15 protein-coding genes are annotated in these 14,176 nt (G+C 68.9%); 3 read left to right on the forward strand and 12 right to left on the reverse strand.

Going from position 1 to position 14,176, the window contains the following annotated elements:
- Entirely contained in the window at window positions 1–1,557 is a 1,557-nt protein-coding gene (locus tag ACS5NL_RS06340; protein WP_439352795.1) for a methyl-accepting chemotaxis protein, read from the reverse strand.
- 152 nt (window positions 1,558–1,709) lie between these two features.
- Here ACS5NL_RS06340 and fumC point away from each other — a divergent pair, with 152 nt between their 5' ends.
- Window positions 1,710–3,080: a class II fumarate hydratase gene (gene fumC, locus ACS5NL_RS06345; RefSeq protein ID WP_439352796.1), complete on the forward strand. Its 1,371-nt coding sequence runs from the start codon at window positions 1,710–1,712 to the stop codon at window positions 3,078–3,080.
- A gap of 33 nt (window positions 3,081–3,113) precedes the next feature.
- Here the strand turns inward: fumC and ACS5NL_RS06350 are convergent, their stop codons facing one another.
- The 9 genes from ACS5NL_RS06350 to ACS5NL_RS06390 all read right to left on the reverse strand — a co-directional run bounded on the left by ACS5NL_RS06350 (window position 3,114) and on the right by ACS5NL_RS06390 (window position 9,675).
- Complete coding sequence (locus tag ACS5NL_RS06350) at window positions 3,114–4,391, reverse strand: glycerophosphodiester phosphodiesterase family protein (protein WP_439352797.1); 1,278 nt, start codon at window positions 4,389–4,391, stop codon at window positions 3,114–3,116.
- A 334-nt stretch (window positions 4,392–4,725) separates the two neighbouring features.
- Window positions 4,726–5,337, reverse strand: coding sequence for a GNAT family N-acetyltransferase (locus ACS5NL_RS06355; protein ID WP_439352798.1), 612 nt, complete (start codon window positions 5,335–5,337; stop codon window positions 4,726–4,728).
- Window positions 5,338–5,622: 285 nt separating this feature from the next.
- Window positions 5,623–6,903: an RNA polymerase sigma factor gene (locus ACS5NL_RS06360; protein ID WP_439352799.1), complete on the reverse strand. Its 1,281-nt coding sequence runs from the start codon at window positions 6,901–6,903 to the stop codon at window positions 5,623–5,625.
- 9 nt (window positions 6,904–6,912) lie between these two features.
- On the reverse strand, window positions 6,913–7,323 hold the full coding sequence (locus ACS5NL_RS06365; RefSeq protein ID WP_439352800.1) for a VOC family protein: 411 nt from the start codon (window positions 7,321–7,323) through the stop codon (window positions 6,913–6,915).
- A 32-nt stretch (window positions 7,324–7,355) separates the two neighbouring features.
- Window positions 7,356–7,889, reverse strand: a complete 534-nt coding sequence (locus tag ACS5NL_RS06370) for an SRPBCC family protein (protein WP_439352801.1) — start codon at window positions 7,887–7,889, stop codon at window positions 7,356–7,358.
- Between the two features lie 14 nt (window positions 7,890–7,903).
- Complete coding sequence (locus ACS5NL_RS06375; protein ID WP_439352802.1) at window positions 7,904–8,329, reverse strand: YciI family protein; 426 nt, start codon at window positions 8,327–8,329, stop codon at window positions 7,904–7,906.
- Window positions 8,330–8,346: 17 nt separating this feature from the next.
- Window positions 8,347–8,793: a VOC family protein gene (locus tag ACS5NL_RS06380; protein ID WP_439352803.1), complete on the reverse strand. Its 447-nt coding sequence runs from the start codon at window positions 8,791–8,793 to the stop codon at window positions 8,347–8,349.
- A gap of 11 nt (window positions 8,794–8,804) precedes the next feature.
- The gene (locus tag ACS5NL_RS06385; protein ID WP_439352804.1) at window positions 8,805–9,248 is read right to left on the reverse strand and encodes an SRPBCC family protein; all 444 of its coding nucleotides are present in this window, start codon (window positions 9,246–9,248) and stop codon (window positions 8,805–8,807) included.
- 61 nt (window positions 9,249–9,309) lie between these two features.
- Complete coding sequence (locus ACS5NL_RS06390; protein WP_439352805.1) at window positions 9,310–9,675, reverse strand: YciI family protein; 366 nt, start codon at window positions 9,673–9,675, stop codon at window positions 9,310–9,312.
- 159 nt (window positions 9,676–9,834) lie between these two features.
- Here ACS5NL_RS06390 and ACS5NL_RS06395 point away from each other — a divergent pair, with 159 nt between their 5' ends.
- Complete coding sequence (locus ACS5NL_RS06395; RefSeq protein ID WP_439352806.1) at window positions 9,835–10,110, forward strand: cupin domain-containing protein; 276 nt, start codon at window positions 9,835–9,837, stop codon at window positions 10,108–10,110.
- Here the strand turns inward: ACS5NL_RS06395 and ACS5NL_RS06400 are convergent, their stop codons facing one another.
- Window positions 10,111–10,875 (reverse strand): enoyl-CoA hydratase, encoded by a 765-nt coding sequence (locus tag ACS5NL_RS06400; RefSeq protein WP_439352807.1) that lies wholly within the window; start codon window positions 10,873–10,875, stop codon window positions 10,111–10,113.
- 137 nt (window positions 10,876–11,012) lie between these two features.
- Between ACS5NL_RS06400 and ACS5NL_RS06405 the strand changes: the two genes are divergently transcribed.
- Entirely contained in the window at window positions 11,013–13,295 is a 2,283-nt protein-coding gene (locus ACS5NL_RS06405; protein ID WP_439352808.1) for a patatin-like phospholipase family protein, read from the forward strand.
- Window positions 13,296–13,327: 32 nt separating this feature from the next.
- On the opposite strand, the gene ACS5NL_RS06410 is transcribed toward ACS5NL_RS06405, so the two are convergent.
- Window positions 13,328–14,149: an acyl-CoA thioesterase gene (locus ACS5NL_RS06410; RefSeq protein ID WP_439352809.1), complete on the reverse strand. Its 822-nt coding sequence runs from the start codon at window positions 14,147–14,149 to the stop codon at window positions 13,328–13,330.
- Between the last annotated feature and the right edge of the window lie 27 nt (window positions 14,150–14,176).

The following is a 14,176-nucleotide window of genomic DNA, read 5'->3' on the forward strand; positions in this document are numbered from 1 at the left end:
TCAGCCCGCCGCCGCGGCGATGCGGAACTGCGCGACCGAGGTCACCAGATGCCGCGCCTGATCGTCCAGGCTCTGCGAAGCCGCCGCGGTCTCCTCCACCAGCGCCGCGTTCTGCTGCGTCGCCTGGTCCAGCTGAGTGATGGCCTCGCCCATCTGGGACACGCCCGTGCTCTGCTCCTGCATCGCCCCGGCGATGTCCACCACCAGCTGGTTCACGCGCCGGATCGATTGCACCACCTCGGTCATCGCGGCCCCCGCCTGGTCGGCCAGGGTGGTGCCGGAGCTCACCTGGTCCACGCTGGCCTCGATCAGTTGCTTGATCTGGCGCGCGGCGTCGGCCGAGCGGCCCGCCAGCGCCCGCACCTCCGAGGCCACCACGGCAAACCCGCGCCCCTGCTCACCGGCGCGCGCCGCTTCCACCGCCGCGTTCAGCGCCAGGATGTTGGTCTGGAACGCGATGCCGTCGATCACGCCGATGATTTCCGCGATGCGCCGGGAACCCTCATCGATGCTGCGCATGGTGCGCACCACCGCGCCCACCGTCTCACCCCCGGCCTCGGCCGCCCGCGAGGCATCGGTGGCCAGCGAGCGGGCGGCCTGCGCACTGTCGGCGTTGATGGCGATGGCGCTGCTGAGCTGCTCCATCGACGCCGCCGACTGCTCCAGCGCGCTGGCCTGGGCCTCGGTGCGGCTGCTCAGGTCCTTGTTGGCACTGGCGATCTGCGCCGAGGCCGAGCCCACGTGATCCACCCCGCGATGGACCTGCGTCACCAGGTTGCGCAAGCCGTCCTGCATGGTGCCCAGCGCCCGCAGCAGATCGGCCACTTCGTCGCTGCCCTGTGCGTCCACCGGCTGTGTGAGGTCGCCGGCGGCGATCCGGTCGGCCACCGCCACCCCTTGCCGCAGCGGGCGCACGATGCTGCGCGCCAGCAGCACCGCCGCCACCAGACCGAGCACCAGCGCCGCCACCCCCAGCCCCAGCTGCAGGCGGTCGGCGCTGTCGATGGCCGCGCTCACCGCGTCACCGCGTTGCCGGGCCCGTGTCTCCTGGAGCTTGCGCAGCGTGTCGATCGGCTGCTGCAGCCGATCCAGCGCCGGCAGGGTTTCGTCGCGCATCAGCAGCCGGGCGTCGTCGGCCCGGCCGGCCAGCACCAGCGGCGCGACCTTCACGAAAGACGCCACATAGGCCGCCCGCGCGGTGCGCAGCTGCGCCAGTGCGGCCTTGCCCTCGGGCATCACCACCAGCCGGTCCAGCGTCTCCAGCGCCGTGTCAATCGCCTGCCGGTTGCGGGCGATGCGGGCCTGCACCTGCGGCACCTGCTGCGGCTCCACCAGCAGCAGCTCGGCCGAGGCCAGGCCGTTGGCCCGCGTGGCCGTGTCGACCACCGACACCGCCGCCACCTTCACCAGCTCCTGATCCAGCAGCTGGTGGTTTTCCTGGCCAATGTCCTGCAGCGACAGCAGCGACGACCCGACCAGGCCCACGATCAGCAACAACATCCCGCCGAAGCCGGTCATCAACCGCGCGCCGATCCGGTACCTCGAAACACTCCACATGACTTGCCCCTGGCACGCGAACACCACGGCCTGATGCAGAGGTTTTCGACCAAACCCTGGAGTCACTGAATACTCCGGAAGAACTATGCCGCCGGGCACCACGGGTTTGACACCGCCGGGTCGCGCGCGCAGGATCGCCCGAGGAGGCTGCCATGCCACACCCGACACGGACCGAACACGACACCCTGGGCGAGGTTGCCGTGCCTGCCGACGCCCTCTGGGGCGCGCAGACCCAGCGCTCGCTGCACTTCTTCCGCATCTCCGATGAAAAGATGCCGCCGGACCTGCTGATGGCGCTGGCCCGGATCAAGCGCGCCGCCGCCCGGGTCAACGCCGACCTGGGCATGCTGGACCGGCGCGTGGCCGAGGCCATCGCATCGGCCGCCGACGAGGTGCTGGCGCACCGGCACGACAGCGCGTTCCCGCTCTCGCTCTGGCAGACCGGTTCCGGCACCCAGACCCACATGAACATGAACGAGGTGCTGGCCAACCGGGCGTCCGAGCTGCTGGGCGCCGGCCGGGGCGCGCAACGCAGCGTGCACCCCAACGACCAGGTCAACCTCGGCCAGTCGTCCAACGACGTCTTCCCGACGGCGATGCACATGGCCACCGCCGCCGCTCTGCAGGCCTCGCTGCTGCCCGCCCTGCACGCCCTGCGGGGCACGCTGGCGGAGCAGTCGGCGCGATGCGCGGACATCGTGAAGGTCGGGCGCACGCACCTGCAGGACGCCACGCCACTGACCCTGGGCGACGAAATGTCCGGCTGGGTCGCGCAGCTCGACCACACCGAACAGGGGATTGCCCACAGCCTGCCGGCGCTGCACGACCTGGCGATCGGCGGCACCGCCGTCGGCAACGGCCTGAACACGCACCCGCGGTTCGGCGATCTGGTGGCCGCGCAGCTCGCGGAGGAAACCGGCCTGCCGCTGCGCTGCGCGCCCAACCGCTACGCCGCCATGGCCGCGCACGACGCGATGGTCCACGCGCACGCCGCCTTGAAGACCCTCGCGGTCGCGCTCACCAAGATCGCCAACGACGTGCGCTGGCTGGCTTCGGGGCCGCGCTGCGGCCTGGGCGAGCTGCAGCTGCCCGAGAACGAACCGGGCAGCTCGATCATGCCGGGCAAGGTCAACCCGACCCAGTGCGAGGCGCTGACCATGGTCTGCTGCCAGGTGGTGGGCCACGACGCCGCGGTCACCCTGGCGGGCGCGTCGGGTCACTTCGAACTCAACGCCTACAAACCGCTGATCGCGCACAACCTGCTGCTGAGCATCCGCCTGCTGACCGACGCGATGGCCAGCTTCGACGAGCACTGCGCCCGCGGCATGGCCCCGGACCGGCGGCGCATCGACGAACTGCTGCGGCGCTCGCTGATGCGGGTCACCGCGCTGGCGCCGCACATCGGCTACGAGCGCGCGGCACAGATCGCGAAACACGCCCTGGCCCACGACCTGAACCTGCGCGAGGCGGCGCTGGCGCTGGGCTTCGTCACGGCAGAGCAGCTGGATGCCTGGCTGGGCTGACCGCCCCCCAGGCACCCGGTCAGGCCTTCGCGCTCAGCGCAGGCCCATGCAGTTGGCGTAGAAGGTCGTGGTCGCCGGCCAGTCGGAGAACACGCCCATCACGCCCACCTCCTTGGCCAGCACGTGCAGCGCGTTCAGCATGTCGCCCTCGGTCTTCACCGCGCTGTCGAAGGTCTGGTAGTACGAACCGTTGTTGCCATCGGCCAGGATGCCCGAGCGCTCGAACGACCAGGTGATCAGGCCCAGGCCCGCGGCCTTGGCGTCCTTCGCGGCCTGCGAGGGCACGATCTTGCCGTTGTCGGCCGCCAGCAGCGCGAAGATCGGCGGTGCCCAGATGTTGATGCCCTTGGTCTTGTAGCCCACCAGGGTGTTGTAGTCCGGCAGGTCGGCCACCGTGTTGGCGTCGTCCAGGTAGACCGCCTGCTTGCCGAACGCGGCCTCGTTGTTCACCCAGTACAGGATGTCGTCGATGTTGAACGACTGCGCGAACACGTTGCGCGGGTTCACGCGGGCCTTCTTGTACTCGTCGATCATCTTCTGCGCGTAGGCCTGCTGCGTGAAGCCCTCGAACGGCATGGTCACGCTGGCGCTCTTGAGCTCGGGCGTCATCTTCACGCCCAGCTTCTTGAACAGCTCGATCGACTCGGCGTGCGTCACCAGCGTGCCGCTGGTCGGGCCGGCGTAGAGATCGGTGCGCCAGTTGGCCGTGCCGCCCAGGTACTGCTCGGGCGTGCGCGCGGCCGGGTTGAAGGCGTCCATCTTGCCGCGCAGGGTCTTGAACTCGGCCAGCGTGATGTCGCTGGCGCGGCACTCGGCCTTGGCCGGCGTCACCACCTTGCCGTCGGCGTCGAGCACCGCCGGCACGAAAGGCTGCGTGCACTTGGCGGCCAGCGGTGTGACCAGGATGTTGGTCGTCGTGTGCAGGTCGTTCTGCGCGTGGCGGCAGACCAGCTCCTTGTCTTTGGTGAAGGTCACGTCGCACTCGACCACACCCGCGCCCATGCGCGCGGCCGCGGTGTACGACTCGACCGTGTGCTCGGGGAACTGCATCGCGGCGCCGCGGTGGCCAATGGAGAAGTCGCGCGACGTGAACTCGCCGCGGCGCGCGCACTGCTGCAGCTCGCGCTTGAGCGGGCTGTCGACCATGTCGTCGACCAGGAAGAACGGGCGCGGGCCAAGCTGGACATGGGTCGGGCGCTCGACACCACCCAGGCGGCGGCTGTGGTGGGCGTCGGACGAGGACTGGGCCAAGGCCGAGGATGCGGCCAGGCCAAGCAAGGCCAGACCCAGAACACGGGGCAAGAACGACATGGGGATTCCCTCCGGTGGGATGAACGAACGATCGGTGTGGGCCGGTGCGCCCGCAAGCGGACGCCCGACCGGCGGATCATCGGGAGGGTTTGTGTAGGGGGTGTGACGGGGGCCGAATCGGCCAGGAGCCGCCACCGAACGTCCAAGCAGACACCGCCAGGTCGGTGCACCGGACTCCGTACCTGGAGACGACACCGCTTGCACGGACCTGGTTCCACCGGGCCTGGATGTCTTCCACGAGGATGTGCATCATGAAGTTCTCGGCCAAGCCATCAGCGCAGAAGATGGGCCATGGCTGCTCTCTGTGAAGCCCACCGTCCCCTTGACGGCGGGGCTAAGCGTCACCGCGTGGCCCGTGAGCGTGGAACATGCACCACAGATCTGCTTTGCCAAGCTGGCCTTGGCCGGTGACGACAAAGCCCGCATGCTCGTAGAACCGGACATTGGATGGGTTCGCCGTTTCGAGGTAGACCCCCCTGGACAACTTGTCGGAAGCCGATAGGTCACAGAAAGCCTTGAGCAGTTGTGCGCCGGTGCCCAGGCCCTGCGTGTCTGGAGCCATGCCGATCGCGCCGAGGTAGTAGTGTGGCAAGGACGGCCTGCTGGCCTCGGCGATCTCGTCGTACAGCGCCATTCGGTCGGTGAGACCGGGAATCGCCTTTTCGAAGTGATCCCAGTCCTCTGCGATGTCACTTGGCCAGGATGGGTACGAAGTGGTGTATCCCATCGCCGCACCATGAACCGCGACTGCGCCTCGCGCCACAAGAACCGGCATATTGAGAGCCATGCGTGCGCGCATCAGCAAGGAGAAGAATTGCGTCACGCGGTCCCGGTAGCCCGGACCCGTTTGGAGCAGAAATCCCGTGATCGGGTCTTTGGCAAACGCAGCGGCCAGGCAGCCAACGGCATGCTCCAGATCAGAAGGCGACGCAGTGGTGATTTGCATGACGTCTACCGTTCGAAGTAAGCCACCAGATGCAGCGTGCTGCATCTGGTTTTCATTGGCGTGGAGACCAGGTCTTCATCCAAACGAAAGGAGTCCGGGGGGAATGCTACAACCGTCGCCGTTGATTTGGCAAAGTCCGTCTTCCATCTGGCCGTGGCCGACGGGCACTGGCGCACCGACACAGGCCGATTCAAGCCCGCAGACGAACGCATTCAGGCTGGCTTCCAGCGCCTTCAACGCGTCCAGCCTGCGCCCGCCACCACGGCCGCGGAGCCCACGCAGACACTAGTTCGCGGTCGTCACCTGCTGCGCCCGCGCCCGCAGCAGTGCCCGCTCCCGGTCATTCGTCGCCAACTCCGACGCCCGCTGGAACGCCACCCCCGCTTCGTCCCGCCGCCCCAGCTTCTCCAGCAGATCGCCCTGCACCGCCGGCAGCCAGTGGTAACGCTGCAGGGCCTTGTCCTGCAGCAGGGTTTCAACAATCGCCAGACCGGCCGCAGGGCCTTCGGCCATGCTGACCGCGACCGCGCGGTTGAGTTCGACCACGGGTGAGGGCGCGACGCGCATGAGCTCGGCGTAGAGCGCGGCGATGCGCGGCCAGTCGGTGTCTTCGGCCTTGGCCGCGCGCCCGTGGCAGGCGGCGATCTGGGCCTGCAGGCGGTAGCGGCCGGCCGGCTGGCCCAGCGCCTGCGCGCGGTCGAGCGCGGCCAGGCCGCGGCGGATCAGCAGCCGGTCCCAGCGCCCGCGGTCCTGGTCGGCCAGCAGGATGGGGTTGCCTGCGCGGTCGGTGCGCGCGGCCGTGCGCGAGGCCTGGATTTCCATCAGCGCGAGCAGGCCCAACACCTCAGATTCCTGCGGTGCGAGCCCGGCCAGCATGCGACCCAGGCGCAGCGCTTCGTCGCACAGCGCGGGGCGCATCCAGTCGTTGCCGCTGGTGGCGGTGTAGCCCTCGTTGAAGATCAGGTAGATCACTTCGAGCACCGAGCCCAGGCGCAACGCGAGCTGTTCGCCCTGCGGCACCTCGAACGGCACCTTCGCCTCGCTGAGCGTGCGCTTGGCGCGCACGATGCGCTGCGCGATGGTGGGCTCGGGCACAAGGTAGGCGCGCGCGATCTCGCCGGTGCTCAGGCCACCCAGCAGCTTGAGCGTGAGCGCCACGCGCGCCTCGGGGCCGAGCACCGGGTGGCAGGCGGTGAAGATCAGGCGCAGCAGGTCGTCGCCGAGGGCGGCGTGTTCGCGCTGCTGGTCGATCGCATCGCTGAAGTCGGGCACCACGTGCGCCTCCATCGCTTCGAGGTCGCTGGCAATGTCGCTGTGTCGCGCGTCGGCCATCTGGCGGTGGCGCAGGTGGTCGAGCGCGCGGTTCAGAGCGGTGGTCATCAGCCAGGCGCCGGGCTTGTCGGGCAATCCGTCGCGCGGCCAGTGCTCCAGCGCCGCCACCAGCGCGTCCTGCGCCAGCTCCTCGGCCACGCCCACATCGCGCACGCGGCGCGCGACCGCCGCGACGATGCGGGCGGACTCGATGCGCCAGACGGCGGCGATGGTGTCGTGGACAGCGGAATGCACGAGAGCAGATTACATCTGCTCGGGCGCAGCGGTTTCGTCCATCCAGAACACCTCCCACTGGTGGCCGTCGAGGTCGGCGAAACCGTCCTGCACCATGAAGCCGTAGTCCTTGGTTTCATCGATTCGAACCGCACCGGCGGCCACGGCCTTGGCCATCACGGCTTCGACCTCGGCGCGGCTGCCCACCGACAGGGCCAGGATGACTTCGGTGTTCTTGTGCGCGTCGCTGATCGGCTTCTTGGTGAAGCCCTGGAAGAAGGGCTCGACCAGCAGCATGGCGTAGAAGTTCTCGCCGATCTCCAGACAGGCGCCCTTGTCGTTGGTGAAGCGCTGGTTGAACGTGAGGCCCAGGGCCTTGAAGAAGGCCTGCGAGCGGGCCATGTCCTGGATGGGCAGGTTGACGAAGATCTGGCGGAACATGGTGGTCTCCTGAAAGGATCGGGTGGTGGGGCTCAGGCCTTTTCGGCGAGCTTCTTGAGGTTGGCCAGGCCGGCTTCGAAGTCCTTGCCGATCATCTGGTCCATGTTGAAGAAGATGCCCATGAGCTTGGTGATGAAGGCGCTGGGTCCGTGCATGGCCCAGGTGACCTTCGTGCCGGCACCCTCGGGCACCAGCGAGAACACGACCGTGTTGTGGCCCTCGAAAGGTTCGAACATGTCCAGCTGCATCGCCACTTCCGACGGCGCCTTCTCGCCGGTCAGCGTGATGCGGCCCTTGCCCACGTCCTTGTTGCCCGCGAAGTCGTAGCGCGCGCCGGGGCCGGCGGTGGGGCCTCCGCCGAAATCGATCCTGATCGCCGGGTCTTTGAGCGCGTAGGGGTTCCAGGTGTTGAAGGCCTGGAGGTCGTGGATCAGCGGGAACAGCTTCTCGGCGGGCGCGGCGATGGTGGTCGAGCGCTCGACACGGAAGCTGTCGGGGCGGGTCGATGCATAGATCAGCAGCAAGGCGACGGCGGCGACGAGCACCAGCAACACAGTCTTGATCACGCGGGCTCCTTCGTTCAGGGCTTGGCCAGGTACTGGTCGACGGTCTTGAAGGTCTCCAGCGCTTCGCTGGGCGCGAAGTCTTCCATTTCGTAGACCTGGCGCACCTCGACGACGGCTTCGGCGCCTTCGCGCACCGGGTTGGGAAAGCGCCGGCTCCATTCCAGCGCCTCTTCGCGCGATCGCACCTGGATCAGCGTGTAGCCGGCGATCAGCTCCTTGACTTCGGTGAAGGGGCCGTCGACGATCTGCCGGCCCTGTGCACCGTAGTGAACGCGCCAGCCCTTGCGGGAGGGCTGCAGGCCGTTGCCTTCGAGCAGCACGCCGGCGCGGGCAAGCTCTTCGTGGTAGCTGGCCATGGCGGCCATCACGGCCGGGTCCGGGTCGGGCCGGGTCTCGGCCTCGAACTCCGCGCAGGACTTGACGATGATCATGAAGCGCATGGTGTCCTCCTTCGGCATCAGCTCTTGCACTCGGGCGGTGCCATGTCGGGCTGCATCATGCTGTTGTGGTTGCCCTCGGTGTCGCGGAACACGACGTACTCACCCACGCCGGGAATCGCCATCGGCTCGCCGATCACCTCGCCGCCAGCGGCCCGGATGCGCTGCATCGCCGCGCGGATGTCGGGCACTCCGACCACCACCGAGGGATGCTGCATCGGCCAGTCGGGCTTGAAGGGGAACAGGCCCCCGTTGATCGAGCCGAGCGCCGCTTCGGGCGGCACGGGCGGGCGGGCCCCCGGAGGCGCGGTGCTCACCAGCACGTAGTCGCCCATCTGCGGGCCGAGAAACTGGTGGGTCCAGCCGAAGGCGGCGGCGTAGAAACGCTCGGCGCGCTCGCGGTCTTTGTAAGGCATCTCGAAGTGCACGACGGCACACATGGGAACGGCGGCAGTAGAAGCACTCATGGGGGTTCTCCTCAGGCAGGGGTTTCACAGACCGATTTCAGCGACAGCAGGACCTCGGGCCAGGTTTGCGCCATCCAGTCGGCGTAGGTGCCGAACACGTCGACGTCGACCCGCACGCGGGTGCCGCCGGCTTCGTCGGTGAAGGTGTAGTTCTCGAAACACGGCGCCCAGGCGCGCACGGCCTCGCTGGTGGTGTCTTCCACGCCATCCGTGACCATGCCGAGGTGGCAGATGGACACGAAGCCGGCCGGCCGGTGTTCGGCGATCCGGGCGACCATGCCGTCGCCGTTCGGGCCGCAGAAGCGGATCGTCGACCCGGCGTCCCAGGAGCCCTCGTAGCGCGAGCCTTCGCTGAAGGTCGCCACCCAGCGCTCGTAGGTGGGCGAGAACAGCATGGTGCGCCAGACGTGCTCACGCGGCGCGTGGATCAGGATCTCGTGGTGTTGGGTGGTCATACCGGTACGACGAAATGACCCGCGGTGTTTCGACAGGCGCCAGTCTCAGGGAAAACCCGGATCAGGCACGGCTCTCGTCGAAACACGGCGCCAGGGCCCGCACCTCCACGGTGCACCACTGTGCGGCCGGGCATTCGTGGGCGAAGGCGATGGCCTGCTCGCGGGTCACGTCCTGCAGCAGGAAGAAGCCGCCGACCATTTCCTTGACCTCGGCGAACGGGCCGTCCAGCGTCTGCGCCTGCCCGCGTGCGTGGCTCACGCGCACCGCCGAGTCCATGCCCGACAGCGACTCGACCGCCTTGAGCTTGCCCTGCGCCGCCAGGCGTTCGCCGAAAGCCACCATCGCGGCGTAGGCGGCGCGGCCTTCGGCTTCGGTGCGGGTGGCGCGCTGGCCGACAGGTTCGTGGATCAGGAGCATGTAGGACATCGGGGCAGCCTTGCGTGAGACATGCGCCGATGCTACACAGGTGCGCCCGCGCCGGAAAGCGCCGGGCTGGGCGGCCAAGGACCGCGCAGACAAACCCACACACTGGCAAGGTGACGGCGCACGTGGTGCAATTTCGCACCACTTGCGCAGGAGATCGCCATGCCCAACAGCTTCGAAACGTTCAAGAGTGCCGCCCTGGCCGAGGGCTTTGACGAAGTGCTGGAGCGCGTGTGGGCGCCTGGCACCGTGCTGGAAGAACACACCCACCCGTTTGCCGTCAAGGCCCTGGTGGTGCAGGGCGAGATGTGGCTCACGGTGGGTGGAGAGACGCAGCACCTCAAACCGGGCGAGCTGTTCGAGCTGGAACACGGCGCGCCCCACGCGGAACGCTATGGCCCGGAAGGGGCGACCTACTGGGTCGCCCGGCTGAACTGATCAGAGCGTCGAGAAGTCCGGCTTGCGGCGTTCCATGAAGGCGCCGAAGGCTTCCTTCGCGGCCGGCTCGCCGAGCATGCGGCCAAAGCTCGCACCCTCTTCGGCCATCACGGCCATGACCTGTGCGGCGTTGCCCTTCTTCATCAGGCGCTTGGTCTCGACCAGCGAGGCCAGCGGCTTGGCCGCCAGCCTGCGGGCCACGGCCTGCGCGTAACCGGTGGTTTCGCTGGGCGCCAGCACGCGGTTGACCAGGCCCACTTCCAGCGCCGCCTCGGCCATGAAGGGCTCACCCAGCAGGAGCGCCTCGGCCGCGCGGTGGTAACCCATCATCTGCGGCACCAGCAGGCTCGACGCGGCCTCGGGGCACAGACCCAGGTTCACGAAGGGCATCGAGAAGGCAGCGTTGTCGCCCGCATAGACCAGGTCGCAGTGGAACAGCATCGTCGTGCCCACGCCAACGGCCGGGCCGCAGACGGCGGCCAGCAGCGGCTTGGGGAACTGCGCGATGCCGCGCAGGAAACGGAACACCGGCGAGTCTTCGGTCGCGGGCGGGTTGTTCAGGAAGTCGCCGATGTCGTTGCCGGCACTGAAGGTGGTTTCGTTGCCCTGGAACACGACCACCCGCACGGCGGGGTCGGCGGCCGCGGCGGCGATCGCATCGGCCAGCGCGCCGTACATGGCGGCGGTGATGGAGTTCTTCTTGTCGGGGCGGTTGAAGGTCAGCGTGGTGATGCCGGCTTCGGTGTGGACGAGGATGTCGGACATGGTGGTTGCAATCGCAGATTCGAAGGCTGGGAAACTACCACGGTTGGCGCGCGCCGTGTGAGGGCGCATGCCCAGTGTGCGACAGCCGCGCGGTGCGCTCTACACTGCCGCCAGACCACACAAACCGAGGGTGTTGCATGCACAGGTTCCATCGGCCGGGGGGCTGGGCTTTTGTCCTGCTGGCAGCGTTCGGCTCGCTCATGTTCTTCTCGACGCCCACGCATGCCGCCGATCCGGCACCGGCCGCGCGACCGCGCGTCGCCCTGGTGCTCTCGGGCGGCGGCGCGCGCGGCCTGGCGCACGTCGGCGTGCTCACGGTGCTGGAGGAAGCGCGGGTGCCGGTGGACATCGTGGTCGGCACCTCGATGGGCGCCATCGTCGGCGGCCTCTACGCCGCCGGCATGGACCCGAAGGAACTGGCCGACGAGGTCGGCGCGCTGGACTGGGGCAACCTGTTCCAGCGCAGCGAGCCGCGCCAGAACCTCTCGCAGCGGCTCAAGGAAGAAGACTTCGAGATGGCGCCGCTGATCGAGCTGGGCTTTCGCAACGGCGAGTTCCGCCTGCCCACGGGCGCGGTCTCGACCCGTTCGCTGGAAGTGCTGTTGCGCCGCTACACGCTGGCCTCGCGCCACATGGCGACCTTCGACGGTCTGCCGACCCCGTTCCGCGCGGTCGCCACCGACATGGAAACCGGCGAGGCCGTGGTGCTCGACCACGGCGACCTCGCGGGCGCGTTGCGCGCGAGCATGTCGGTGCCCGGCGTGTTCTCGCCGCTGGAGGTCAACGGCCGGCTGCTGGGCGACGGCGGCCTGGTGAACAACCTGCCGGTGGATGTGGCGCGCCGCATGGGCGCCGACGTGGTGATCGCGGTCAACATCGGCACGCCGCTGGCCGGGCGCGACACGCTGGGCACGCTGCTGGGCGTGACGACGCAGATGGTCAACATCCTGACCGAGCAGAACGTCAAGCGCAGCATCGAGTCGCTCACGCCCAGCGACCTGCTGATCGCGCCGCCGCTGGGCACGATCACCTCCGCCGACTTCGCCCGCGGCAAGGAGCTGATGGACATCGGCTACGGCTACGCGCACTCACAGCGCCAGGTGTTCGAGCGCTTTGCGGTGTCGCCGGCCGACTATGCGCAGTGGAAGCAGCAGCGCCATGTGCACCTGACCAGCGCGCAGAGCCGCGGCGGCTGGGTGTCGGAGATCCGCTTCGATGGCGTGGACGCGGCACGCGTCGAGCGCATCGGGCAGCTGATCGACAGCGAGGCGGGGCAGGCGCTGGACGTGCCGCGCGTCGAACAGGATCTGCGGCTGCTGGCGGCCACGGGCGACTACGAGCGGGTGGACTACCACCTGGAACGACAAGGCACCGACGGCTCGGAGGCCCTGGTGGTGCGGCTGCGCGAGAACGACTGGGGGCCGAACTACCTGCGCATGGGCCTGGATCTGCGCACCGACTTCGAGGGCCAGTCGGCCTTCAACCTGCGCCTGAGCCATAACCGCCGCTGGCTCAACAGCGGGGGCGCCGAGTGGCGCAACCGGCTGCAGCTGGGTGAGAACACCGCCGCCTCGACCGAGCTGTACCAGCCGCTGGGCCGCCACGGCGACCAGTTCGTCTCGGCCCACCTCGGCGGCGGCAACCGCCGCGTCGACCTCTACGGTGGCAGTGGCCAGGCCGCCGTCGTGACCCGCTCGAACCTGAGCGCGGGCGTGGACTACGGCTGGCCGCTGGGCCTGCTGGGTCACCTGGGCGAGGCGCGGGTGGGACTGGTGTCGACCTGGAACCGCACCACGCCCGAGCTGATCGGCGGCGAGCTGACCGGACTCGACCCGAGGCTGCTGACGCAGCGCTGGAACGACACGGGCCTGCGCTTCGGCCTGGCCTCGGACCAGCTGGACTACGCCAACTTCCCGACCTCAGGCCACCGCCTGCGCGGCGAGGTGGTCGGCGGCGTGCGGCACATCAACGGCGGCGACTCCAACGGCTTCGTGCGCTGGGACCTCAACGCCACCGGCGTGACCAGCGCGGGGCCGCACACGCTGAACCTCGGTGCGCGGCTGGCGCGCACCAACCGGCTGGCGGTCGGTGCGATCGACGAGTTCTCGCTCGGCGGCTTCCAGCAGCTCTCGGGCTTCCGCATCGGGCAGGTTGGCGGCAGCATGCTGGCCTTCGGCCGCATGACCTACTACTACCGCCTGCCGGTGGCCTCCTCGCCGCTGGCCCGCGCGATGTTCGCGGGTGGTTCGCTGGAACTGGGCAACGCCTGGCTCAAGCCGGGCGATGCCAGCCTGCGCGACCTGCTGGTCGGGCGCAGCCTGTTTGTCGGCGCGGACACCGCGCTGGGGCCGCTGTACCTGAGCGTGGTCAGCGCGCCGCGCGGCTACACGGGGCTGTACCTCTTCCTGGGCAGGCCGTAGCCCCCAGGCTCCGCCGCTGCGCGGATCGCGGCCTATTCCTTGTAGTACACGACCTGGTGACTGGAGCAAAGCAGGTGCCCGGCCTCGCTCCAGAGCAGCGCGGTCTGGTCGAAGAAGCCGTTGCGGAAGGCCTGGGCCCGGGCCTGTCCCAGCACCCAGCCGTGGCCGACCTCGGCCAGTTGTGCCGAACCGGCGTGGAAGTACACCGTCATCGACACCGTGCCCGCCGGCACCAGCGTGGCGCGGCGCAGCCAGACGCGCGGAAAGAACACATCGGCCAGCGCCGCCAGGCCACACAGGTCCAGCGGACGCGGCACCGCTTCGCGCATCCACAGGCGCGAGCGGCTGTCGCTGCCGGTCCCGTCCCAGGTGCGCGGGATGGCGCCTTCGATCGGCCGCATCTCGTAGCGCTTGATCCACTCCACCGGCGAGGGCACGGCGTAGGGCTTGACCTCGTCCGGCTTGCGCACGGTGGGCATGGGCTCGTCGTCCACGCTCCAGGTGCTGCGGCGCGCGGCGGTCACGACCGAGGCCGTGACCACGGTGTCGGCCTCGCCGCCCGCGCCGGTCTGCGTGATGGAGACCACCCAGTGCTGGGTCGAGCGGTTGGTGCGCACCGGCTGCGCCGACACCACGAACGGTCCGTCGGCCAGCGCCGCACAGAAATTCACCGTCAGCGACAGCGGCTCGCCCAGCAGCGCCGGGTGCAACATCACCGCGTTGAGCACCGTGGCCGCCGTGATGCCGCCGAACGGGCCGACCATGTTGGCGTAGGCGGGTGAAGTGGCACCGGTGTACCGACCGTCACCGATGGCAACGAGCGCGATGGCCTGATCGAACACATGAGCCGGCATATCGAGGTGTCTCCTTCAAGGGCACAG

Origin of the sequence: Hydrogenophaga sedimenti (assembly GCF_051857515.1) — a bacterium.
Taxonomy (GTDB): domain Bacteria; phylum Pseudomonadota; class Gammaproteobacteria; order Burkholderiales; family Burkholderiaceae_C; genus Hydrogenophaga.